Below are 23,605 nucleotides of genomic sequence, written 5' to 3' on the forward strand. Positions count from 1 at the left end.
CCTCCAGCACGGGTCCTCCAGGGCTATGTGCGTCGCAGGAGGGCCAGGAACATCGCGTCGGTGCCGTGGCGGTGCGGCCAGAACTGCGCGTACGGGCCGTCCCCCAGGCCGGTGAGGTCCGGGGCGAGCCCCTTCAGGACCGCCGGGGCGTCGAGCCGTTCGACGTCGTCGCGCTTCCGGAGGACGTCGTCCACGACCACCTGGGTCTCGGCCAGGTGGGGCGAGCAGGTGACATAGGCGACCACACCGCCGGGGCGGACCGACTCCAGCGCCGTGGTGAGCAGTGCCCTCTGCAGGGGACCGAGTTCGGCGACCGATTCGGGGCCCCGGCGCCAGCGCGCCTCTGGACGGCGGCGCAGCGCCCCCAGGCCGGTGCAGGGCGCGTCGACCATGACCCGGTCGAACGACCCCGGACGCCAGGCCGGTGCCGTGCCGTCCGCGGCGACCACGCCCGTCCGGTCATCGACGGCGCGCCGGACGAGGCCGGCGCGGTGCGGCTGGACGTCGGCGGCGAGAAGCCGCGCGTCGCGTTGCGTCGCGATGGCCGACAGGAGACCGGCCTTGCCTCCGGGCCCCGCGCAGAGGTCGGCCCAGCGTGCGTCAGGTCCGTCCAAGGGGGCCTCGGCCAAAGCCAAGGTGACCATTTGGCTGGCCTCGTCCTGGACCGCGGCGCGCCCCTCGTTGACGGCCGCGATACCGGCCGGGTCGCCCTCGGGCAGAACAGCGGCGTAGGGCGAGTAGGGGGCGGGCTCAGCGCCCGCGTCGTGAAGCTCTTCGAGTGTGGACCGGCCAGGGCGGGCCACAAGCGTCACGCGGGGGCGAGCGTTGTCCGCTGCGAGCAGTTCGTCGATCTCGTCCGGCCCGACGGCGTCGCGCAACGCGGAGACGATCCACTTCGGGTGGCTGTGGGCGATCGACAGGCGCGTCGTCGGGTCGGCGCCGGCGGGCGCCACGATCTCCAGCCAGGCGTCCATGTCGCGTGAGGCGACCTTGCGGAGCACCGCGTTGGCGAACTTGGCCTGCCCGGGGCCGGTGACGGACCGGGCCAGCTCCACGGTGGTGCCGACGGCGGCGTGCGGCGGGATGCGGGTGGCGAGGATCTGGTGCGCGCCGAGGCGCAGCACGTCCAGGAGCGGGGCGTCGATACGGCGCAGTTCGCGGTCGCTGCACAGGGCGAGCACGGCGTCGTAGGTTCCCCGGCCGCGCAGGGTGCCGTAGGTCAGCTCGGTGGCGAGGGCGGCGTCGCGCCCGGTGAGGCCGCGGTCGCGCAGGCGGGCGGGCAGCAGCAGGTTCGCGTACGCGTCGCGGGTCTCGACCGCGCGGATCACGTCGAACGCCGTACGGCGGACGAGGTCCTGGGGGCGGCCCGTCTTGCGGGGGCCGCCCGGCCTGCGGTTCTGCGTGTGTCGGCGGTTGCGGGCTGGCGGCATCAGTGCAGCGCGTCCTTGCCGGTCAGGTCGACGCCGCGGACCCAGTCGGCGGCGGCCATGCGGCGCTTGCCCTGAGGCTGCACCTCGCCCAGTGCGACAGGGTGCGTGGCCGTCCCGACCAGTACCTCGCTCTTGGCGGTCTGGATCTCACCGGGCGGCAGCTTGCCGGCGTCCGGCGCCGGGCGGACGGGCCCCAGCTTGACCCGCGTGTCGCGGAAGTTCGTCCACGCACCGGGCGCCGGCGTGCACGCGCGCACGAGGCGGTCGACGTGCAGGGCCGGGCTCCCCCAGTCGACGTGCCCGTCGTCGGGCGTCAGCTTGGCCGCGTGGGACACGCCCTCGGTCGGCTGTGGCCTGGGTTCGAGGACGCCCGCCTCGATGCCGTTCATCGTGTCGAGGAGGAGGCTCGCACCGGCGACGGCGAGCCGTCCCAGAAGGTCGCCGGAGGTGTCCGCAGGCTGGATCGGCTCGGTGAGGACGCCGTAGACCGGGCCCGTGTCGAGGCCCTCCTCGATCTGGAACGTGGCCGCGCCGGTCATGTCGTCGCCGTGCAGGATCGCGCGCTGCACCGGTGCGGCGCCGCGCCAGGCGGGCAGCAGCGAGAAATGCAGGTTCACCCAGCCGTGGCGGGGGATCTCCAGCGCCTCGCTGGGAAGCAGCGCGCCATAGGCGACGACCGGGCAGCAGTCGGGCGCGATCTCCCGCAGCCGGTCGAGGAACTCGGGATCGCGTGCCTTCGCCGGTTTCAGCACCTCGACGCCCGCCTCGGCGGCCAGGGAGGCCACCGGTGCGGCGCTCAGATGCCGCCCGCGGCCCGAACGCCCGTCCGGGCGGGTCACGACCGCCACCACCTCGTGCGAGGACCCCAGAAGCGCCGTGAGGGCCGGCAGCGCGGTCTCGGGGGTCCCGGCGAAGACGAGCCGCATCAGTACCGCTCCTCGTTGGGAAGGGGGTCCCGGCGCTGTGCTCTCCGATTGGCGAGGCGCATCAGTACCGCTCCTCGTTGGGAAGGGGGTCCCGGCGCTGTGCTCTCCGATTGGCGAGGCGCATCTAGATCGCCTTCCCGAGGGTGCGGTGCGGCGACTCCTTGACGACGGGGGCCGGGTCGCCGAACCACTCGGCCTCCCGGATCGCCTTCATCGCGGCCTTGCGCTGCTCGGGATCCATCCGGTCGACGAAGATGATCCCGTCGAGGTGGTCGCTCTCGTGCTGGACGCAGCGGGCCAGCAGGTGCGTCCCCTCCAGCGTGATCGGCTCCCCGTGCATGTTGAAGCCCTTCGCCACCACGCCGACCGAGCGGGGCGTGGGGAAGGCCAGGCCGGGCAGGGACAGGCAGCCCTCGTCGTCGGTCTCCTGGTCGTCGGACAGGTCGAGGGTCGGGTTGACCACGTGGCCCAGGCGGTCGTCGACGTAGTAGGTGAACACGCGCAGGCCCACACCGAGCTGCGGCGCGGCCAGGCCCACACCGGGGGCGTCGATCATCGTGTCGGTGAGGTCCTTGACGAGCTGGCGCAGCTCCTTGTCGAAGTCCTTCACCGGCTCCGCGGGCGTGCGGAGCACGGGGTCGCCGAAGAGGCGGATGGGCTTGACGGCCAACGAGGGCTCCGTTTCCTGCGGGTTCCACTGCGGGCTGGGACGCACCGTCCAGTCTACGGAGGTGTGCCCCGGGATATTCACGGCATGTTCACACGCCGCGGTGCGCACCCTGGCTCGCGGAGCGCGCCTTGTAGGCGGCCGTACGGGCGGCCTTGGCGGTCGCCTTGTCCGGATGGTGGGCGCCCAACGCCTCCAGGACGTCGGCCACGGCCGGATGGTGGGTGCGCCACAGCTCGTCGACCATGGCCCGCATCTCCGCTCCCGGAGGCGCGTCGATGAGGGCGGCCTCGACCGCCTCCTCCGGTTCGGCGGTCTCCATCATCCCGGCGACCGTGTCGACGAACACCCAGAGGTACTCCTCGCGCGCCAGTTCCCGCCCGGACGGGTCTCCGGCGGCGTTCAGCCACATCGCGGCATAGGGCGACACCAGCGGATGCTCCTGGGCGGCGCGCACGACACCGGCGGCCTCCTGGCCGATCCGGTGCAGGACGGCGGCGGCGAGGTTGCGGGCGCCGGGGCCGCCGGTCCGCATGACGTCGAGGAGGTCGGCGGCGGCGTCCTTGGGGTCGTGCGACGCCAGCCAGCCGTCGATCTCCTCGTCGGCGGCCTCCGGCCGGTACCAGGTGAGGCCGGTGATCAGCTCGGACGCGCGCGCGCCCGCCAGTTCGCCGACGACGGGCGCGGTGAACCCGTCCGCCAGGAGCAGCTTCCTGACCGCCCACACGCCGAGCGGGGTCAGCGCGCGTCCCGTGCCGGACCGCTCGACGATGCCCCAGTCCTCAAGGGACGCGAGTTCCAGAGCGAACGCGTCCGACACGAGGGCGGGCATGGTCTCGGTGTCGGTGAGGTCGTACGCCTCCTCGACATGGGCCAGCAGGGCCTCGGCCAGGACCGCGGGCTCGGTCGGCTCCTCCTGCTCGTACAGGTGGATGAGGACGCCGGTCAGCTCGTTCTGGACGAGTTCGACCGCGTCCAGGCCGTCGGCGTAGTCGTGCTCCGGCACGACGACCGCGTCGAAGAGCGGGAGCCATGCGGCGAGCAGTGCCGCGTCGTCGTCCGCCTCTAGGTCCGGCTGGGCAGGCCCCAGGGCGGCGGCTTCGTTCTCGGCCGTGATGACGTGCGCCTCTACCGCGGCCCACCAGAGCCGTTCCAGCTCGCCTTCGTCCTCCATCTGCCCGTGGCGCCGCGGGGCGTCGAGGCCCAGGGCGCCGCGGGCGGCCTCCGCGTCGTCCTCGGTGAGCGTGCCGTGCCCGGTGAGCGGCCGCTCGCCCGTCCAGCGGGCCAGCGCCAGGACGGCGCCGGTGAGGCCGGAGCGGCGCGCCGCGTCCGCCAGCTCGGCCTCCGGCGCCAGCCGGACGGGCGGCACGACCAGCTCGGCGGCCTGCCGCAGGTACTCCTCGGTGCGGGCGAAGCGCTCCTCCTCCGGCCGGGACTCGAACTCGCGCACCCACGCGTCGACGGCGCCCTGGTCGTCCAGGGACACGCCGTCGGCCTCCATGAGCCCGGCGATGACCTCGGCGGCGGCCTGCCGCTCCTCGCTGTCGACCGAGGCCACGACCTCGGCGAACTCGAGGCCCGTCCGGTCGACCTCCGCCTCCAGGGCGTCGGCGTCCGCGGCCGCGACGGCGCCGGTGTCGCGCAGGTAGGCGACGATCCGGCGCAGGGCGTCCAGGACGGTGGGGACGTCGTCGCGGCCGGCGACCACCGACTCGGGGAAGGCCTCCAGGAGCAGCTCGCGGACGCCCTGCGGGGTCAGCGCCTCCGGCCCCGCGAGGGCCAGCTCCTCCCGCGCCAGGTCGAGCAGGATGCGCACGCCCTGCTCGTCCGGCGTCTCGCCGCGTTCGTCCGCCCACCGCCGCAGGTCTCCGGCGATGGTCTCCACCCAGTTGTCGGCCACCCGAGAACCCTATTGGTCAGATCAGCTCCAGGGGGTCGATCTGGACGCGGACGGTCTCCGCCGCCTTGCGCGCACTGCGCACCCCCTGGGCCTCCTTCAGCGCGCGCGCCAGGGCCTGCCCCGCCGCACGGGGTACGCGTACCAGCGCGCGCTCCTTCTCCTGGACGTCGGTGCCCGGCTGCGGCACGGGAACGGGTCCGAGAACCTCCGCGCCGCCGGGCAGCCGGGCATCGGCCAGGAGCTCCCGGATCGCGGTGGGGGACGCGGTCAGCGACGCCATCCGCGCGGCGGGCGGGAAACCCGCTTCCTTGCGCTCGGCCAACTCCCGCTCCGCAAACGTGACCGGATCCCACCGGACGAGCGCCTGGACGGGAGGAAGCGACCCTTCGGCGGCCACGATCACCGGGCCTTGCGGGCGGACGAGCGACGCCGCGTTCATCCAGCGCCGCAATGTCTCCTCACCTGCGCGCAGGTCCGGTCGTCCCAGCAGCACCCAGCCGTCCAGGAGAAGCGCCGCCGCGAACCCCCCTTCGGCAGGTGGCTCGGCTCCCGGAGTGGACACCACGAGGGCCTTCTCCGGGCCGACACGTTCGAGAACGGCGTCGCGGCCGGACGTGCGTACGGGGACGCCGGGGAACGCCCTGCCCAGTTCCTCCGCCGTGCGTTTCGCGCCCACGACGACGGCGCGCACCTGGAAGAAGCCGCACTCGGGGCAATGCCAGTCACCCGCGATCTGCCCGCACCAGCGACAGTACGGGGCGGCATGGGACGAGGCCAGCGCCAACGGCCCCTGGCAGGCGCGGCAGTGCGCGGGCGTACGGCACCGCCCGCACGCGATGCCCGGGACGTATCCGCGCCTCGGCACCTGCACCAGGACGGGGCCGTCCTCCATCGCCTGCCGGGCCGCCTCGAACGCGACGTTCGGCAGGCGCGCCGTGCGGGCGGCGGCGTCGCGGGCGAGCTGCGCGTCCTCACCCACGTACCGGACGCGGGGCATGGCGGCCCTGACCCGGTTCCTGTCGGCGGCGAGCGCGTGCGCCCAGCCGGTCTCCACCAGCTGCGTGGCGTCGGTCGTCCGTGTGAAGCCTCCGATCAGCGCCCCCGCCCCCGCCCTATGCGCACGCAAGGCGAGGACGTCGCGCGGATGCGGATACGGCGCGTGCGGCTCGGCGTGCACGTCGTCGCCGTCGTCCCAGAGCACGACGAGCCCGAGGGCCTGCACGGGCGCGAACATGGCGGCGCGGGTGCCGACGAGTGCCTGCGCCTTACCGCGAAGGACGGCCAGCCATCTCCGGTAGCGCTCGGCAGGGCCCAGCTCCGCGGTCAGGGCCACATGCAGGCCCTCCCCCAGCTCCGCCTTGAGCGCCGCGTCGACCCGTGCCACGTCACGCCCGTCGGCGACCATGACGAGGGCACCGCGCCCGCCCTTGAGCGTGACGGCGACCGCGCGCGCTATGGCCGCCGTCCAGTCAGGGCCCGGCAACGCCGTCCAGACGGCCCGTGGCGCCCTCCCAGCGGCCAGCGCGTTCAGGAACGACTCCCCGGCCGGATACTCACCCCAGACACCCGCACCGGACGTTTCGGGCACGGCGGGCTCGGTCGCCGCCACCGGCTCCGCCTCCACCCGCGCGTGCCGGGGCGGGACGGCCAGCCGCAGCACGTCCGCGAACGTGCCCGCGTACCGGTCGGCCACCTCCCGCACCAGCGCGGCCATCGCCGGAGGCAGGACGGCCTCGGACGAGGTGACCCGCTCCAGGAACAGCAGCTTGCCGTCGTGGCCGCTCTCGGCGACCCGGTCCAGCAGGAAGCCGTCGACGAGCTGGCCGGCGAAGCGCACCCGCACCCGGCAGCCGGCGACGGCCTTGGCGTCCAGCTCGGCGGGCACGAGGTAGTCGAACGGGCGGTCCAGATGCGGCAGCGGCATGTCGACCGCGATCCGCGCGACGGGCAGCTCCGCGGCCGGACGGCGCGTCCCCTTTTTCCCTGACTTGGCCGGTTTACCGGGCTTCTTCGGCTTGTCGGCGGAAACCCGCGGCAGGTCGTCCAGCCCCGGAATCAGGTCCGTCCCCCCGCCGTCCTTCGTCACGCCCCCGTCCTACCAGATCGATCCGACAGCCCGCCCGGCACGCTAGGGTTGATCCGTTTGAACGGGGGCGCGCATCCTCCGGCCCATGTCCGAGGCCGTACCGCACTCCCCGCCGTCCGACGAGCCGATGCAGGCGAAGTGACAACAGCGCATACCCAAGAGCGGACGGACGCCCAGGTTCGATCCGGGGCGTCACGCCGTTCCACGAGTCCCCCGTCCGCCGCCAAGTGGAAGAAGTGGGCGCGCCATCCCGTCGTGGCCGCCACGCTGACCGCCGGCGTCCTCCACCTGGTGTGGGCGCTGTACCTCGCGACCGAGGGAGGGGACCTGGCCGCCCAGGCCGCGTGGACGGACTTCGCCTGGAAGCACCCTGACGCGGCCTACAGCTTCGCCTGGTACGGCGGGATGCACCCCGCCTCCTACAGCGTCATGTCCCCGTACCTGATGGCGCTGTTCGGCATCCGCACGGTCGCGGTGGTGACCGGCACGCTCTCGGCCGCGCTGACCGGATACCTGCTCAAGCAGTTCCGGGCCCCCGTCGCGCTGCCGGCGTCCCTGTGGGCCGCGTTCGCGCTGTCGTGCAACTCCGCCTCGGGCCGGGTCACGTTCAGCCTGGGGCTGACGTTCGCGCTCATGGCCGCGATCGTGGCGTTCACCCCGCGCGGCACCCCCGCCCTGCGCGCGGCGGGCATGGTCGGGCTCAGCCTCCTGGCCTCGCTCGCGAGCCCGGTCGCCGGCCTGTTCCTGCTGGTGCTGGCGGGCGCGCTGTTCCTGACGGGCCGCCGCCGCGCGGGCATCTGCGTCGCCGTCGGCCTGCCCGTCGTGGTGGGGACGACGAGCCTGCTGTTCCCGTTCAGCGGCGTCCAGCCGATCTCCTTCCTCGCGATCGTGCTGCCCGCCACCGCGAGCGTCGTCGCGATCCTGACGTGCGCGCCGAAGAACTGGGCGTTCATCCGGGTCGGCGCCGGGGTCTACCTGGCCGGGATCCTCATGACCTGGCTGATCCCCTCCCCCGTCGGCAGCAACGTCGAGCGCCTCTCACTGCTGTTCGGCGGGATGTTCCTGCTGTCGGCCGTCGCGCGCGCGCACGGCCGCGTCCGCATCGCCGTGCTGTCGCTGGCGTTCATCGTCACCGCGTCCTGGCAGGTCGTGAAGCCCGTCGACGACCTCATCCACACCGAGCCCGCCGGTGCGGCCGCCGACCACGCCCGCAGCCTCATCTCCGAGCTGGACGCCCTGGGCGCCGACGACTCGCGCATCGAGGTCGTGCCGCTGCGCTCCCACTGGGAGTCGTCGGGCCTCAGCCGCCAGTTCACCCTGGCCCGCGGCTGGAACCGCCAGGTCGACGCCGAACGCCACGGGCTGTTCTACAAGGAAGGCGCGCTGACGTCCGGCTCGTACCGGGACTGGCTGCACGAGTGGGCCGTCCAGTACGTCGTCCTGCCCGAGCAGGAGGTCGACTGGTCCGCGCAGGACGAGGCCGCGCTGGTCGGAGGCGGCCAGCCGTACCTGACCGAGATCTGGCGGGACGAGCACTGGCGCCTGTACCGCGTGGCACGCCCCACGCCGCTGGTGGACGCGCCCGCCTTCGTCCACAATCTCAACTCGGGCGAACTTGTCGTCGACATGCCGTCCAAGGGGTCCGTCCTCGTGCGGATCGCCTGGTCCCCTTGGCTCAGCGCCACGGGCGGTGACGCGTGCCTCGCGCGCGCGGGCGACTTCGTCCGGCTGGAGGCGCACACTCCCGGCCGCTACACCATCGCCGCCCGCTACGGCCTGCACCGCGGCAACCACTGCGGCTCCTGACCCGGGCCGGCGCACCACGGGCAGCACACAAGGGGCAGCACACAACGAGAAGGGCCCTGGGGCGATCCCCAGGGCCCTTTCCGTACGGCGGGTTACAGACCGGCGGCCGAGGCCAGGGCCTTGGCGCGGTCGGTCGACTCCCAGGAGAAGTCGGGCAGCTCGCGGCCGAAGTGGCCGTAGGCGGCGGTCTGCTGGTAGATCGGGCGGAGCAGGTCCAGGTCGCGGACGATCGCGGCCGGGCGCAGGTCGAAGACGTCGTCGATCGCCTTCTCGATCTTCTCCGGCGCGACCTTCTCGGTGCCGAACGTCTCGACGAACACCCCGACCGGGTGGGCCTTGCCGATCGCGTAGGCGACCTGCACCTCGGCGCGGTCGGCGAGCTGCGCGGCGACGATGTTCTTGGCGACCCAGCGCATCGCGTAGGCGGCGGACCGGTCGACCTTGGACGGGTCCTTGCCGGAGAACGCGCCGCCGCCGTGCCGGGCCATGCCGCCGTAGGTGTCCACGATGATCTTGCGGCCGGTGAGGCCGGCGTCGCCCATCGGGCCGCCGATCTCGAAGCGGCCGGTCGGGTTCACCAGCAGCCGGTGGCCGTCGATGTCGAGGTCGAACTGGGCGAGCACGGGGTCGACCACGTGCTCCTTCACGTCCGGGCCCAGCAGCTCCTTGAGGTCGATGTCGGGGGCGTGCTGGCTGGACACCACGACGGTGTCGAGGCGGACGCCGCGCTCGCCGTCGTACTCGATGGTGACCTGGGTCTTGCCGTCCGGGCGCAGGTACGGGACGTCGCCGCTCTTGCGGACGGCCGAGAGCCGCTGGGCGAGCCGGTGCGCGAGCGTGATCGGCAGCGGCATCAGCTCGGGGGTCTCGTTGGTGGCGTAGCCGAACATCAGGCCCTGGTCTCCGGCGCCCTGCCGGTCCAGGTCGTCGACGCCCTCGCCCTCGCGGGTCTCGTAGGCGTCGTCGACGCCCTGCGCGATGTCGGGCGACTGGGCGCCGATCGACACCGACACGCCGCAGGAGTGGCCGTCGAAGCCCTTCTTGGACGAGTCGTAACCGATCTCCAGGATCTTCTCCCGGATCACGCCCGGGATGTCCACATAGGTCTCGGTGGTGACCTCACCGGCCACATGCACCTGACCCGTCGTGATCATCGTCTCGACGGCGACCCGGCTCTTCGGGTCGTCCTTGAGCATCGAGTCGAGGATCGCGTCGCTGATCTGGTCCGCGATCTTGTCCGGGTGACCCTCGGTCACGGACTCGGAGGTGAACAGGCGGCGAGACACGTACGTGAACTCCTTGCAGCGGCTGCTGACTGACGTCGCAGGACGGATTAGTTGTCGAGTTCGGCGGGGGACGCCGTCCCCCGCCGGGGTTCCCCGCAGATGCCCCCGGGCTCCCCGCGGATGCCGGGACCCGAAGTCTAGCGGGACCACCGCACGATACCGGCACGGTCAATCCGGGGGCACGGGACTCAAGCGAGCCTCGACCAGATCCCAGACGATCTCGGCGAGCGCCTCCTTGGCGCCGCGCGGCACCTCGGTCCGCGAGCCGTCCGCGCCGAGGATCACCGCCGCGTTGTCCGGGCGGCCGAAGGTCAGGTCCTCGCCGACCTGGTTGACGACGAGGAGGTCGCTACCCTTGCGGGCGAGCTTGGCGCGGCCGTTGGCGAGGACGTCGTCGGTCTCGGCCGCGAAACCGACGATCACCTGGCCGGGACGGCGTGTCGCGCCGAGTTCGGCCAGGATGTCGGGGTTCTTGACGAGCCGGATCGGCTCCGGCTCCGCGCCCTCCGCCTTCTTGATCTTCGAGCCGCGGTAGCCGGCCGGGCGGAAGTCGGCGACGGCCGCGGCCATCACCACCGCGTCGGCGGCGCCGGCGGCCGCCACGACCGCCTTGTGCATCTCCTCGGCCGACCCGACGGCGACGACCTCCGCCCCGGCCGGATCGGGCAGCGCGACGTTCGCGGCGACGAGCGTCACGCGGGCGCCGCGGGCGGCGGCCGTCCGGGCGAGGGCGTAGCCCTGCAGGCCGGACGAGCGGTTCCCGATGAAGCGGACGGGGTCGAGGGGCTCGCGGGTGCCGCCGGCGGACACGACGACGTGCCGTCCGGCGAGGTCGCGGCCCGCGGCGCCGCGGGCCAGGACGTGCCGGGCGACCTCGAACAGCTCGGCCGGGTCGGGCAGCCTGCCGGGGCCGGTGTCCTTGCCGGTGAGGCGCCCGGACGCGGGCTCGACGACGACCGCGCCGCGCGCCCGGAGCGTCGCCACGTTCGCCTGCGTCGCCGGGTGCCGCCACATCTCGGTGTGCATCGCGGGCGCGAACACGACCGGGCAACTGGCGGTGAGCAGGGTGTTGGTGAGCAGGTCGTCGGCCAGCCCGTGCGCCGCCCTGGCGAGCAGGTCGGCGGTGGCGGGCGCGACGAACACCAGGTCGGCGTGCTGGCCCAGCCTGACGTGCGGCACCTCGGCGACGCCGTCCCACACCTGCGGCGAGACGGGGTTGCCCGACAGGGCGGCCCAGGTCGGCTCGCCGACGAAGCGCAGCGCGTCAGCGGTCGGGACGACGGTCACGTCGTGGCCCGACTCGGTGAGCCGCCGGAGCAGCTCGCACGCCTTGTACGCGGCGATGCCGGCGCTCACGCCGAGCACGACACGCGGCTTGGGGGAGGTCATGTCGCCACGATCCCATCAGGCGGTGGACGTGTCCGCATCGGGGTCTGGGGGTCGCCCCCCAGAGGACACTTCGGCACCGGCGAAGACGGCCGCCGCCTTTGGGGGGTCAGCCCTCGATGGGCTCGGCGTTCAGGAGGCCCTCGCGCGTCTCGCGGAGTGCGATCGACAGCGGCTTCTCCTGGACCTGCGTCTCGACGAGCGGGCCGACGTACTCCAGCAGGCCCTCGCCCAGCTGGGCGTAGTAGGCGTTGATCTGCCGGGCGCGCTTGGCCGCGATGCTCACGAGGCCGTACTTGGTGTCGACGACCTCCAGGAGCTCGTCGATCGAGGGATTGGTGATGCCCTCATTGCTGGCTGCCACTCGGTGGCCTTCCGCTAGATTCCACGTCTATTGGACAGCCATCAAGGCTAGCAGCTCATCGCAGACGTCCCGCACGGACGTGTTGACGAGCGTGACGTCGAACTCCTTCTCGGCGGCGAGCTCGACGCGGGCGGCCTCCAGCCGGCGCTCGATGACCTCGGGGGCCTCGGTGCCGCGGCCGGTGAGCCGGCGGACGAGCTCCGCCCAGCTGGGCGGAGCGAGGAACACCAGCAGCGCCTCGGTCATGGACCGGCGGACCTGCCGGGCGCCCTGGAGGTCGATCTCCAGGAGCACGGGCTCGCCCCGGGAGAGGCGTTCCTCGACGGGCCGGCGGGGGGTGCCGTAGCGGTTCCCCGCGAACTCGGCCCATTCGAGGAGCTCTCCCCCGTCGACGAGCCGGTCGAAACCGGCGTCGTCGACGAAGAAGTACTGCACACCATCGGTCTCACCCGGGCGCGGGGCCCGGGTGGTCACCGAGACCGACAGCCACACCCGGGGGTGTGAGCGCCGGATCTCGGCGACGACCGTGCTCTTGCCGACGCCCGACGGCCCGGACAGGACCGTCAGCCGCCGCGCGAGCGGGCCATGCTGGCTGGAGCATTCCGGCGCGGGAGCGCCGGAGACGGGCGAGGTGGTGCCGGGACCGGGGAGCCCGGGCCCGGCCGCGGCGGCCTGACCGCCGCGCCCGCCCGCGAGTCGCGCGTCAGCGGTTCGCACTTCCGCCGAACTCACGCTCCAGGGAGGCGCGCTGGTTGGCGCCGAGGCCCCGCACACGGCGGGACTCGGCGATGCCCAGACGCTCCATGATCTGCTTCGCACGGACCTTGCCCACACCGGGCAGTGATTCGAGGAGGGCCGACACCTTCATCTTTCCGATGACGTCGTCGGACTGACCCTCTTTGAGAACCTCGGCGAGCGAGGTTCCCCCGTGCTTGAGCCGGTTCTTAACCTCGGCCCGCTCCTTGCGAGCCTTGGCAGCCTTTTCCAGGGCTGCGGCGCGCTGTTCGGGGGTTAGGGGCGGAAGAGCCACGCCGGGTCACCTCAGGTTTCCACTCGACGGAGTCGGACGGGTTGGGAAACTAGCGAGTTCACCGCCCATAAGGCAACGTGAAGTGCCGTTTAGCCCGCCATAAATTCATGAAAATCACTCCCCGGAGTGTCCTCAATACGGAGTGTACACAATCCGGGGCCCTCGGCGGCACATCCCCCTGCCTTGCTGGGACTTTCGCGTGATCGTGAAAATCCCCCCTTTCGGACCCCAAATGCGGCACTCGGCACCGGTTTGCCGGCCCGGTTCCCGCCCGCGCCGGACCGTCCCGCGACGGCCCCGGCACCGCCTCGCGGCACCCGCCGGCACCCCCCTGTGAGGTCTCCCACAAATGATCCCGACCGAGTGACGCTCATCACGCCGGGCCGTTCCGCACGTCGCCGCGGGAGCGTTACTGTCATCCTCGACAGCACGACCCGCCAAGATCCGCTCTCCGCCTCCGGAGGACTCCCGCACCGCACCAGCTCCCCAGCCCGCCGCCAGGGCGGCGTCATGGACGCGGAACCGCCGCCCGGCCGCCGACGACCGTCCGCGGCCCGGAATCGCCACTCCGCGTGAACGAGTTCGCCCGGCCGGCACGTATCGCAATGCGGCGTGACTCGGCCTCCGCATTCGCATGCGACTAAAACCACAATGCGCGATCCCGTGCGCCGCAATACTCGTCCGCAATGCAGTTCTGTGCCACCGCGCACCCCAATCAGCGCGCGCCCCGGCCGCACGCGCGGACCTCACACCCGGCGCAGGGCGGCGGCGATGGCGGCCGCGGCGGCGCCCGGGTCGGGGGCGCCGGTGATGGGGCGGCCGATGACCAGCAGGTCGGCGCCGGCGGCCAGCGCGGCCTCGGGGGTGGCGACGCGGGCCTGGTCCTGGGTGTCGGCGCCGGCGGGGCGGACACCGGGCGTGATGAGCGTGATGTCCGGTCCGACCTCGGCGCGGACGGCCGCGGCCTCCTGCGGGGAGCACACGAGGGCCTGAGCGCCCGCCTCGACGGCGAGGACGGCGAGCCGGCGGACGGCGTCCCGGGCGGGCCCCGCGAGGCCCAGGGCGGTCAGATCCGCCTCGCCCAGCGACGTCAGGACGGTCACCGCCGCGATCTTGCTGGCCGGGGCGGCCTCGACCGCCTCCCGGATCATCGCGGGCCCGCCGGCGGCGTGCACGGTCAGGTACGACGGCTTGAGGCGCGCCACGGCGCGGGCGGCGCCGCGCACGGTGGCCGGGATGTCGTGCAGCTTGAGGTCGAGGAAGACCTGGACGCGGCTGGCGCCGCGGACGCTGGCGACCACGTCCGGCCCGTAGCGCAGGTACAGCTCCAGGCCCACTTTGACGGTGGAGACGTGCGGTGTGACCAGGGTGGCCCAGCGCGCGGCCGTCTCCAGGTCGGGCGCGTCCAGCGCGACGGCGATGGGGGCGGCGGTGGGGGCGGCGGTCACAGCTTCTCCTTCTCGGGCTCTTGCGGGCGCACCTGGGGCGGGACGTATCCGGCGGGCTTGTGCGCGAGGCCCACGGCGTCGGCGAGGCGGCTGATGCGGCGGGCCGCGAGGGCCTCCTCCAGTTCGCGCAGGACGCGCGGGCCGGCCGTCGGGTCGTGGAAGAGGGCGGTGCCGACGGCGACGGCGGACGCCCCGGCGAGGATGAACTCCAGGGCGTCCAGGCCGGTGGCGATGCCGCCGACGCCGATGACGGGCGTGCTGGGCAGCGCGGCGTGCACCTGGTAGACGCAGCGGATCGCGACCGGCCGGACGGCGGGCCCGGACAGGCCCCCCGACACGCCGGTGAGGGCGGGGCGCAGCGTCTCCGGGTCGATCGCCATGGCCTCCATGGTGTTGATCAGGGTGAGGCCGTCGGCGCCCGCGTCGACGCAGGCGAGCGCGATGGTGACGATGTCGGTCACGTCGGGGGCGAGCTTGGCGAAGATCGGGACGCCGGGCCGGGCGTGGTCGCGGACCGCCCGCACGACGGACGCGGCGGCGGACGGGTGCCAGGCGAACATGCGCCCGCGGTCCTCGACGTTGGGGCAGGCGATGTTGACCTCGATCGCGGCGACGCCCGGGACGTGCCGGAGCCGCCGCGCCAGCTCGCCGTACTCCTCGACGCTGTTGCCCGCGACGGAGACGATCGTGCGGACCTCCTGCTCCATGAGCCAGGGGAGGTCGTGCTCCAGGAACGTCTCCACGCCCGGCCCGGGAAGCCCCATGGCCGTCAGGAGGCCGCTGGGCGTTTCCGTCACGCGGGGTGTGGGGCGTCCCGCGCGCGCTTGGGCCATCACGGACGTGGTGACGAACGCGCCAAGGCGGGTGAGGTCGAAGAACGGGGCGAGCTCGCGCCCCGTCCCGCCGCACCCTGAGGCCGTCAGGACGGGATTGGGAAGCTCCAGGGGCCCGAGGGTGGTCGTGACCCGGTCGCTCATTGGGAGCCCCCTTCGTTGACGCTCAGGACGCGCGGCGCACCGAGCGCGTCGAACGGGATGGTTCCGAGGTCGCCCCAGCGGACGCGGTCGCCGCGCAGGACGGGACCGTCCGCGCAGGCGCGGACCATGCGGGTCACGCCGTCCTCGCCGTGGACGGGCAGCATGCACGTCATGCACACGCCGATGCCGCACGCGCCGGTCCGCTGCAGGAACTCCTCCACCGACACCTGCGAGGGGAGCCCGAAGTCGCCGGCGACCTGCGTGACCGACCGGAGCAGGCCGGTGGGTCCGCAGCCGTAGACGACGTCTGTGCCCGTCTCCTCGATGACGCGGGGCAGCACGTCGCGGACGGTGCCCTTCTCCCCCATCGACCCGTCCTCGGTGACGACGGCCGAGCTGTCGCCGATGCGCTGCGCCATGCGGGAGCCGAACACCTGCCGCGCGGACGTCCCGGCGAGGACGAAGTGCACCTGGCAGCCGCGCCGCAGCAGCGAGTCGGCGAGCGCGAACACGGCCGCGCCGCCGGGCCCGCCTGCGGCGAGCAGGCAGTTCACCGGGTCGCGCGGCAGCCGGAACGGGCGGCCGAGCGGCCCGACGAGGTCGATCTGGTCGCGGGAGCGGCGCCCGGCGAGCCACGCGGTGCCCGGCTCGGTGTCGGCGAACACCAGCTCGACGGTCCCGCCGTAGTCGGACTTGACCTCGTGCACCCCGAAGAAGCGCCGGACCAGGCGGGAGGTGTGCTCGCCGCCGACGGCGAGCGCCACGAACTGGCCGGGCCTGAACCGCTCGGCGATGGCCGGGGCCACCAGCGTCATCGCGTGGTAGTCCTGCACCTGGCGGACCGTCAGAACCGTCGCCGACGTCTGCACCGGTGTGTCGGACACCCGTCTCCCTCTCCTCAGTCGTGCGCCGCGCGGGCCGGAGCGGCGTCCGCCCGGCCCGCGCGGCCTGTCCTCACCCGGGCTGCACGGCGTCACCGGCGCCGGCGTCCGCGCCGGCACCGCCGGTCCCGCGGGCGCCGCCGATCCGCTCGGCGTGCTCCTGGAGGGAGCGGACGCCGACGAGGCCGCCGGTGACGGCCTCGATGCCCTGCACCGCCGCCGCGAGACCCTGCACGGTCGTCACGCACGGTACGCCCCGCAGCACGGCCGCGGTACGGATCTCGTAACCGTCGAGCCGCGGCCCGGACTGCCCGGGGCTGCCGAAGGGAGTATTGACGATGAGGTCGACCTCGCCGTCCAGGACGCGCCGCACGATCGTGGGCTCACCGGACGGGCCCGGACCCTCGCTGTGCTTGCGCACGATCTTGGCACGCACGCCGTTGCGGCGCAGGACCTCCGCGGTCCCCTCCGTGGCAAGAATCTCAAAGCCCAGGTCAGCGAGGCGTTTCACCGGGAACACCATGTGCCGTTTGTCCCGGTTCGCCACGGACACGAACGCGCGCCCCTTGGTCGGCAGCGAGCCGTAGGCGGCCTGCTGCGACTTGGCGAACGCGGTTCCGAAGACCTCGTCGATGCCCATGACCTCGCCGGTCGAGCGCATCTCCGGGCCGAGCACGATGTCGACGCCCTGGCCGCGCTCGTTGCGGAACCGGTCGAACGGGAGGACGGCCTCCTTCACCGCGATGGGCGCGTCCAGCGGCAGCGTCCCGCCGTCGCCCGTCGCGGGCAGCAGGCCCTCGGCGCGCAGCTCGGCGACGGTGGCGCCCATCATCACGCGCGCCGCCGCCTTGGCGAGCGGCACGGCGGTCGCCTTGGACACGAACGGCACCGTGCGGGACGCGCGCGGGTTCGCCTCCAGGACGTACAGCACGCCCGCGGAGAGCGCGTACTGGACGTTCATGAGCCCGCGCACGCCGACGCCGCGTGCGAGCGCCTCCGTCGACTCCCGGATGCGGCGGATGTCGTCGTGCCCCAGGGTGATGGGCGGCAGGGCGCACGCCGAGTCGCCGGAGTGGATGCCGGCCTCCTCGATGTGCTCCATCACACCGCCGAGGTAGAGCTCCTCGCCGTCGAACAGGGCGTCGACGTCGATCTCGATGGCCTCGTCCAGGAAGCGGTCGACGAGAACGGGGTGTTCGAGCAGTGCCTCCGCGCCCAGCGCCACCGTGGCGCGGGCCATGTACGACTCCAGCGTGACGTCGTCGTACACGATCTCCATGCCGCGTCCGCCCAGCACGTAGGAGGGACGGACGAGAACCGGGTAACCGATCTCGTCGGCGATCTCGCGGGCCTCCTCGTAGGACGTGGCGGTGCCGTGCTTGGGCGCGAGCAGCCCCGCCCTGTGCAGGACCCGTCCGAACGCACCGCGCTCCTCCGCGAGGTGGATGCTCTCCGGGGACGTGCCCACGATCGGCACGCCGGCGTCCTTGAGCTTCTGGGCGAGCCCCAGGGGCGTCTGCCCGCCGAGCTGGACGATGACGCCCGCGACCTCACCGGACTGCTGCTCCGCGTAGACGACCTCCAGGACGTCCTCCAGCGTGAGCGGCTCGAAGTAGAGGCGGTCGGAGGTGTCGTAGTCGGTGGAGACCGTCTCGGGGTTGCAGTTGACCATCACGGTCTCGTAGCCCGCCTCGGCCAGCGTGAACGACGCGTGGACGCACGAGTAGTCGAACTCGACGCCCTGGCCGATGCGGTTGGGGCCGCTGCCCAGGATCAGCACCTTGGGCTTGGCGCCCGGCGGCACCTCGGTCTCCTCGTCGTAGGCGGAGTACAGGTACGGGGTCCGGGCTTCGAACTCGGCGGCGCACGTGTCCACGGTCAGGTACACGGGACGGATGCCGAGCGCGTGCCGCAGCTCCCTGACGACCTCCTCGGAGAGGCCGCGCAGCTCGCCGATCTGCGCGTCGGAGAACCCGTGCCGCTTGGCGCGCAGGATCTTGTCCTTGGTGAGCGCGTCCTCGGCGGTGCGGATCTCCTCGGCGACCTCGTTGACGGCCGTGATCTGGTCCAGGAACCAGGGATCGATGCCGGTCGCCTCATACATGTCCTGGATGGTGGCTCCCGCCCAGAGCGCGCGCTGGACGTCCTTGAGCCGCCCATCGTGCGGACGGCCGGCCGACTCGACCAGGGCCGCGGCGTCGGCCTCGCCTGCCCAGCTGAACGACGAGCCCTTCTGCTCGAGCGACCGCAGGGCCTTCTGCAGGGCCTCGGTGAAGCAGCGGCCGATGGCCATGGCCTCGCCCACGGACTTCATGTGCGTGGTGAGCGTCCCGTCGGCGCCGGGGAACTTCTCGAACGCGAACCGGGGCACCTTCACCACGACGTAGTCGAGGGTCGGCTCGAAGGACGCGGGCGTCTCCCGGGTGATGTCGTTCGGGATCTCGTCGAGGGTGTAGCCGATCGCCAGCTTGGCCGCGATCTTGGCGATCGGGAAGCCGGTGGCCTTGGACGCCAGCGCCGACGACCGCGACACCCGCGGGTTCATCTCGATGACGATCATCCGGCCGGTGCCGGGGTGCACGGCGAACTGGATGTTGCAGCCGCCGGTGTCGACGCCGACCTCGCGGATCACCGCGATCGCGACGTCCCGCATGTTCTGGTACTCGCGGTCGGTCAGCGTCAGCGCGGGCGCGACCGTGATCGAGTCGCCGGTGTGCACGCCCATCGGGTCGAGGTTCTCGATCGAGCACACGATCACCACGTTGTCGTGGCGGTCGCGCATGACCTCCAGCTCGTACTCCTTCCAGCCGAGGATCGACTCCTCCAGGAGCACCTCGCCGGTCGGGGACGCGTCCAGCCCGGCGCCGGCGATGCGGCGCAGGTCGTCCTCGCCGTGGGCGAAGCCGGAGCCCCGCCCGCCCATCGTGAAGGACGGCCGGACGACGAGCGGGTAGCCGAGCCCCCCGGCGGCCGCCAGGCAGTCGTCCATCGAGCGGCAGATGACCGACCGGGCGGACTCGGCGTTCAGTCCCTGCTCGCGCGCCACCTTGGCGACGACGTCCTTGAACTTCTCCCGGTTCTCCCCGGCCTGGATCGCGTCCACGTCGGCGCCGATCAGCTCGACCCCGTACTCGGCGAGGACGCCGCTCTCGTAGAGCGCGATGGCCGTGTTCAGGGCCGTCTGGCCGCCCAGGGTGGGCAGCAGCGCGTCCGGCCGCTCCTTGGCGATGATCTTCTCGACGACCTCGGGGGTGATCGGCTCGACGTAGGTCGCGTCGGCGAACTCGGGGTCGGTCATGATCGTGGCCGGGTTGCTGTTGACCAGCGTCACCCGCAGGCCCTCGGCCTTCAGCACCCGGCACGCCTGCGTGCCGGAGTAGTCGAACTCGCACGCCTGCCCGATGACGATCGGCCCGGAGCCGATGACCAGGACGGACGTCAGGTCTTCGCGGCGCGGCATTACCTCGACCCCTCCATCAGTTCGCAGAAACGGTCGAAGAGCCCGGACGCGTCGTGCGGGCCGGCCGCGGCCTCCGGGTGGTACTGGACGCTGAACGCGGGCCTCTCCAGGAGCCTCAGCCCCTCCACGCACCCGTCGTTCAGGTTGACGTGGCTGACCTCGCCGGGGCCGTAGGGCGTGTCGAAGGAGCCGTCGGTCGGGGCCTTCACGGCGAACCCGTGGTTGTGGGCCGACACGTCGACCTTGCCGGTCGTCCGGTCCTGGACGGGCTGGTTGATGCCCCGGTGGCCGAACCTCAGCTTGTACGTCCCGAGGTCGAGGGCGCGGCCGAAGATCTGGTTCCCGAAGCAGATGCCGAAGAACGGCGTCCCCGCGTCGAGGACGCCTTTCAGCGCGTCCACCGCGTATCCGGCGGCAGCCGGGTCCCCAGGGCCGTTGGAGAAGAACACGCCGTCGGGGGCGAGGGCGAGGATCTCCTCGGTCGTGCTGGTCGCGGGCAGGACGTGAACCTCGCAGCCCCGCTCCGACATCCGGTGCGGCGTCATCGACTTGATGCCGAGGTCCACGGCCGCGACCGTGAAGCGCCTCTCGCCCTCCGCCTGGACGACGTAGGGCTCCTTGGTGGAAACGTCCCGCGCGAGGTCGGCGCCCTCCATCGAAGGGCTCTGCCGTACACGCTCGACCAGGGCGTCCTCGCCCAGCGCTACCGCGTCGGCCCCGCTGAAGATGCCGGCGCGCATCGCACCCCTGTCGCGGAGGTGCCGCGTCAGCGCGCGCGTGCCCGAGATGGCGATGCCCACGACGCTCTGGTCGCGCAACGCCGAACCCAGCGAGCCGGTGGCGCGCCAGTTGGACGCGACCCGGGCGGGCTCACGCACCACGTAACCGGCCACCTGGATGCGCCGCGATTCGGGGTCCTCGCCGTTGATGCCGGTGTTGCCTATGTGGGGGGACGTCATCGCCACGATCTGGCGCGCGTACGAGGGATCGGTCAGGGTCTCCTGGTAGCCGGTCATGCCGGTGTTGAAGACCATCTCGCCGAAGGTCTCCCCCTCGGCCCCGTACGCGGCCCCGCGGAACACCCTGCCGTCTTCCAGAACGAGCAGAGCAGGGGTCATTGAAGCTTCCCTTCGAGGACGGTCGGCTTGCCGCGCAGGAACGTCGCGACGACACGTCCGGGCAGCTCCAGCCCCGCGAACGGGGTGTTGCGGCTCTTGGACGTCAGCGCGGACGGGTCCACGGCGCGGCGAGGCGACGGGTCGTACAGCGTGATGTTGGCGGGCGAACCTGCCTCCAGCGGACGGCCCTGTCCGGAAAGGCGGCCGATCTGCGCGGGCCGGGACGACATGCGGTCGGCGACCCCGGCCCAGTCGAGCAGCCCGGTCTCGACCATCGCCTCCTGGACGACCGGGAGCGCCGTCTCCAGGCCGATCATGCCCATCGCGGCGACGGCCCACTCGGTCTCCTTGGCCTCGACCGGGTGCGGGGCGTGGTCGGTGGCGACGCAGTCGATCGTCCCGTCGGCGAGGGCGTGCCGCAGCGCGGTGACGTCGTCGGCGGTGCGCAGCGGCGGGTTGACCTTGAAGATCGGGTCGTAGGACCCGGCCTCGCCGTCGGTCAGCAGCAGGTGGTGCGGGGTGACCTCGGCGGTCACCGGGCAGCCCTTGCTCTTCGCCCACCGGATGATCTCCACCGACCCGGCCGTGGACACGTGGCACACGTGCAGCCGCGACCCGACGTGCTGGGCGAGCAGCACGTCCCGGGCGATGATCGCCTCCTCGGCGACGGCCGGCCAGCCGGCCAGGCCGAGCGCGGCCGACATCTCGCCCTCGTTCATCTGCGCGCCCTCGGTGAGGCGCGGCTCCTGGGCGTGCTGGGCGACGACGCCGCCGAACGCCTTCACGTACTCCAGCGCGCGGCGCATGATGACCGCGTCCGACACGCAGTGCCCGTCGTCGGAGAAGACCCGCACCTGCGCGGCGGAGTCGGCCATCGCGCCCAGCTCGGCGAGCTGCGCGCCGGCGATGGCGCGCGTGACGGCCCCGACGGGCTGGACGTCGCAGTACCCGGCCTCGCGCCCGAGGCGCCACACCTGCTCGACCACGCCGGCCGTGTCGGCGACCGGGTCGGTGTTGGCCATCGCGTGGACGGCGGTGAACCCGCCCATGGCGGCGGCCTTCGTCCCGGACTCGACGGTCTCGGCGTCCTCGCGGCCCGGCTCGCGCAGATGGGTGTGCAGGTCGACGAGACCCGGGAGGGCGACGAGCCCCCGGGCGTCGACGACCTCGGCCCCGGCCCCGTCCAGCCCCGGGCCGACCTCGGCGATGGAGGCGTTCCGGACGAGGATGTCGGCGGCCTCGCCGCCGAGGAGCCGGGCGCCCCTGATGATGTACGCGCTCACTGGGCGACCTCCTGGCCGATGGCGGGCTCGGACCCGCCGAGCAGCAGGTAGAGGACCGCCATGCGGGCGCTGACGCCGTTGGCGACCTGCTCGACGATCGTGGACCGGACGGAGTCGGCGACCTCGGCGGCGATCTCCACGCCGCGGTTCATCGGCCCCGGGTGCATGACGATGGCGTGCTCGGGCAGCTCCGCCATGCGCTCGGCGTCCAGCCCGTAGCGGCGGCTGTACTCGCGCACCGTCGGGAAGTAGGCGGCGTTCATCCGCTCCTGCTGGACGCGCAGCATCATGATGACGTCGCTCTTCGGGATGACGCCGTCCAGGTCGTAGGACACCGAGCACGGCCACGTGTCGATGGCGACCGGGAGGAGCGTCGGCGGCGCGACCACGGTGACGTCCGCGCCGAGGGTGTCCAGCAGCAGGACGTTGGATCGTGCCACCCGGCTGTGCAGGACGTCCCCGACGATCGTGACCTTGCGGCCCTCCAGGCCGCCGAGGCGCTTGCGCATCGTGAACGCGTCCAGGAGCGCCTGCGTGGGGTGCTCGTGGGTGCCGTCGCCGGCGTTGACGACGCTGCCCCGCACCCAGCGGGCGAGCCGGTGCGGCGCACCGGACGCGCCGTGCCGGACGACGACGCCGTCGGCGCCCATCGCCTCCAGGGTGAGCGCCGTGTCCTTCAGGCTCTCGCCCTTGGACACGCTGGAGCCCTTGGCGGAGAAGTTGATCACGTCCGCGGACAGCCGCTTGGCGGCGGCCTCGAACGAGATGCGGGTCCGGGTGGAGTCCTCGAAGAACAGGTTGACGACCGTCCGGCCGCGCAGCGTGGGCAGCTTCTTGATGGAGCGGCCCGCGATCCGCGCGAGCTCCTCGGCCGTGTCGAGGACGAGCAGCGCGTCATCGCGGCTCAGGTCGGCGGCGGAGATCAGATGGCGGTTCATTCGGCACCTCCCGCGGAACCGGCCGGCACGGGGCCGAGCAGGACCGCGTCCCGCCCGTCGTTCTCGTCCAGCAGGACCTTCACGGTCTCGCGCATCGAGGTGGGCAGGTTCTTGCCCACGTAGTCGGCGCGGATCGGCAGCTGCCGGTGCCCGCGGTCGACCAGCACGGCCAGCTGGACCGCGCGGGGCCGGCCGAGGTCGTTCAGCGAGTCGAGCGCGGCGCGCACCGTCCGGCCGGAGAACAGCACGTCGTCGACGAGCACGACGACCCTGTCGTCGACGCCCTCGGCGGGCAGCTCGGTGCGGCCGAGCGCGCGGGCCGGCCGCATCCGCAGGTCGTCCCGGTACATGGTCACGTCGAGCGAGCCCCAGGGCACCGGGCGGCCCTCGACCTCGCGCAGCGCCCCGGCGAGCCGCTCGGCCAGCGTCACGCCGCGGGTCTGGATGCCGAGCAGCAGGACGTCGTGCCCGCCCTTGGTCCGCTCGAGGATCTCGTGTGCGATCCGGGTGAGCGCGCGTCTGATGTCGGGACCCTCCAGAACGGCCTTGGGCCGGGGGTCACCGTCCGCCACGCGCTGCTCCTGCCTCGGGGCAGCATTCACCGCCTGAACCTCCTTCC

19 protein-coding genes are annotated in these 23,605 nt (G+C 72.9%); 1 reads left to right on the forward strand and 18 read right to left on the reverse strand.

Going from position 1 to position 23,605, the window contains the following annotated elements; all coding sequences use genetic code 11:
- Positions 1-23: 23 nt before the first annotated feature.
- The 5 genes from E1293_RS02975 to E1293_RS02995 all read right to left on the reverse strand — a co-directional run bounded on the left by E1293_RS02975 (position 24) and on the right by E1293_RS02995 (position 7,009).
- Complete coding sequence (locus tag E1293_RS02975) at positions 24-1,430, reverse strand: RsmB/NOP family class I SAM-dependent RNA methyltransferase (protein ID WP_132193504.1); 1,407 nt, start codon at positions 1,428-1,430, stop codon at positions 24-26.
- On the reverse strand, positions 1,430-2,356 hold the full coding sequence (gene fmt, locus E1293_RS02980) for a methionyl-tRNA formyltransferase (protein ID WP_132193506.1): 927 nt from the start codon (positions 2,354-2,356) through the stop codon (positions 1,430-1,432). The genes E1293_RS02975 and fmt overlap by 1 nt, the downstream gene beginning before the upstream one ends.
- Before the next feature lie 124 nt (positions 2,357-2,480).
- The gene (gene def, locus E1293_RS02985) at positions 2,481-3,026 is read right to left on the reverse strand and encodes a peptide deformylase (protein ID WP_132193508.1); all 546 of its coding nucleotides are present in this window, start codon (positions 3,024-3,026) and stop codon (positions 2,481-2,483) included.
- A gap of 88 nt (positions 3,027-3,114) precedes the next feature.
- Entirely contained in the window at positions 3,115-4,923 is a 1,809-nt protein-coding gene (locus E1293_RS02990) for a hypothetical protein (RefSeq protein WP_132193510.1), read from the reverse strand.
- 16 nt (positions 4,924-4,939) lie between these two features.
- Positions 4,940-7,009: a primosomal protein N' gene (locus tag E1293_RS02995; protein ID WP_132193512.1), complete on the reverse strand. Its 2,070-nt coding sequence runs from the start codon at positions 7,007-7,009 to the stop codon at positions 4,940-4,942.
- Positions 7,010-7,264: 255 nt separating this feature from the next.
- Here E1293_RS02995 and E1293_RS03000 point away from each other — a divergent pair, with 255 nt between their 5' ends.
- Positions 7,265-8,815 (forward strand): MFS transporter, encoded by a 1,551-nt coding sequence (locus E1293_RS03000; protein WP_132193514.1) that lies wholly within the window; start codon positions 7,265-7,267, stop codon positions 8,813-8,815.
- Positions 8,816-8,907: 92 nt separating this feature from the next.
- Here the strand turns inward: E1293_RS03000 and metK are convergent, their stop codons facing one another.
- From metK to pyrR, 13 genes are all read right to left on the reverse strand, one after another.
- Positions 8,908-10,101 (reverse strand): methionine adenosyltransferase, encoded by a 1,194-nt coding sequence (gene metK, locus E1293_RS03005; RefSeq protein ID WP_132193516.1) that lies wholly within the window; start codon positions 10,099-10,101, stop codon positions 8,908-8,910.
- A gap of 168 nt (positions 10,102-10,269) precedes the next feature.
- A complete protein-coding gene (gene coaBC, locus E1293_RS03010) occupies positions 10,270-11,490 on the reverse strand; it encodes a bifunctional phosphopantothenoylcysteine decarboxylase/phosphopantothenate--cysteine ligase CoaBC (protein WP_132193518.1) in 1,221 nt (406 codons plus the stop codon).
- Positions 11,491-11,596: 106 nt separating this feature from the next.
- On the reverse strand, positions 11,597-11,851 hold the full coding sequence (gene rpoZ / locus E1293_RS03015) for a DNA-directed RNA polymerase subunit omega (RefSeq protein WP_021597645.1): 255 nt from the start codon (positions 11,849-11,851) through the stop codon (positions 11,597-11,599).
- A gap of 27 nt (positions 11,852-11,878) precedes the next feature.
- Positions 11,879-12,418, reverse strand: coding sequence for a guanylate kinase (gene gmk, locus E1293_RS03020; protein WP_132193612.1), 540 nt, complete (start codon positions 12,416-12,418; stop codon positions 11,879-11,881).
- Positions 12,419-12,554: 136 nt separating this feature from the next.
- The gene (gene mihF / locus E1293_RS03025) at positions 12,555-12,881 is read right to left on the reverse strand and encodes an integration host factor, actinobacterial type (RefSeq protein WP_026405770.1); all 327 of its coding nucleotides are present in this window, start codon (positions 12,879-12,881) and stop codon (positions 12,555-12,557) included.
- A 746-nt stretch (positions 12,882-13,627) separates the two neighbouring features.
- Complete coding sequence (pyrF, locus tag E1293_RS03030; protein ID WP_132193520.1) at positions 13,628-14,329, reverse strand: orotidine-5'-phosphate decarboxylase; 702 nt, start codon at positions 14,327-14,329, stop codon at positions 13,628-13,630.
- Entirely contained in the window at positions 14,326-15,306 is a 981-nt protein-coding gene (locus tag E1293_RS03035) for a dihydroorotate dehydrogenase (protein WP_132193522.1), read from the reverse strand. The genes pyrF and E1293_RS03035 overlap by 4 nt, the downstream gene beginning before the upstream one ends.
- A complete protein-coding gene (locus E1293_RS03040) occupies positions 15,303-16,190 on the reverse strand; it encodes an iron-sulfur cluster-binding protein (RefSeq protein WP_132193524.1) in 888 nt (295 codons plus the stop codon). Before E1293_RS03040 ends, E1293_RS03035 begins: the two co-directional genes overlap by 4 nt.
- A 70-nt stretch (positions 16,191-16,260) precedes the next feature.
- Positions 16,261-19,647: a carbamoyl-phosphate synthase large subunit gene (carB, locus tag E1293_RS03045; protein ID WP_132193526.1), complete on the reverse strand. Its 3,387-nt coding sequence runs from the start codon at positions 19,645-19,647 to the stop codon at positions 16,261-16,263.
- Positions 19,647-20,765 (reverse strand): glutamine-hydrolyzing carbamoyl-phosphate synthase small subunit, encoded by a 1,119-nt coding sequence (gene carA / locus E1293_RS03050; protein ID WP_132193528.1) that lies wholly within the window; start codon positions 20,763-20,765, stop codon positions 19,647-19,649. The genes carB and carA overlap by 1 nt, the downstream gene beginning before the upstream one ends.
- Complete coding sequence (locus tag E1293_RS03055; protein ID WP_132193530.1) at positions 20,762-22,048, reverse strand: dihydroorotase; 1,287 nt, start codon at positions 22,046-22,048, stop codon at positions 20,762-20,764. Before E1293_RS03055 ends, carA begins: the two co-directional genes overlap by 4 nt.
- Entirely contained in the window at positions 22,045-22,986 is a 942-nt protein-coding gene (locus tag E1293_RS03060) for an aspartate carbamoyltransferase catalytic subunit (protein ID WP_132193532.1), read from the reverse strand. Before E1293_RS03060 ends, E1293_RS03055 begins: the two co-directional genes overlap by 4 nt.
- Entirely contained in the window at positions 22,983-23,558 is a 576-nt protein-coding gene (pyrR, locus tag E1293_RS03065; RefSeq protein WP_132193534.1) for a bifunctional pyr operon transcriptional regulator/uracil phosphoribosyltransferase PyrR, read from the reverse strand. Before pyrR ends, E1293_RS03060 begins: the two co-directional genes overlap by 4 nt.
- Between the last annotated feature and the right edge of the window lie 47 nt (positions 23,559-23,605).

This window comes from Actinomadura darangshiensis (genome assembly GCF_004349235.1).
GTDB lineage: Bacteria > Actinomycetota > Actinomycetes > Streptosporangiales > Streptosporangiaceae > Spirillospora > Spirillospora darangshiensis.

Excerpts from the sequence above, each read along its gene's own strand:
- E1293_RS02975 (WP_132193504.1), bottom strand. The coding sequence starts at position 1,430 with ATGCCGCCAGCCCGCAACCGCCGACACACGCAGAACCGCAGGCCGGGC.
- fmt (WP_132193506.1), bottom strand. The coding sequence starts at position 2,356 with ATGCGGCTCGTCTTCGCCGGGACCCCCGAGACCGCGCTGCCGGCCCTC.
- coaBC (WP_132193518.1), bottom strand. The coding sequence starts at position 11,490 with ATGACCTCCCCCAAGCCGCGTGTCGTGCTCGGCGTGAGCGCCGGCATC.
- E1293_RS03035 (WP_132193522.1), bottom strand. The coding sequence starts at position 15,306 with ATGAGCGACCGGGTCACGACCACCCTCGGGCCCCTGGAGCTTCCCAAT.
- carB (WP_132193526.1), bottom strand. The coding sequence starts at position 19,647 with ATGCCGCGCCGCGAAGACCTGACGTCCGTCCTGGTCATCGGCTCCGGG.
- carA (WP_132193528.1), bottom strand. The coding sequence starts at position 20,765 with ATGACCCCTGCTCTGCTCGTTCTGGAAGACGGCAGGGTGTTCCGCGGG.
- E1293_RS03060 (WP_132193532.1), bottom strand. The coding sequence starts at position 22,986 with ATGAACCGCCATCTGATCTCCGCCGCCGACCTGAGCCGCGATGACGCG.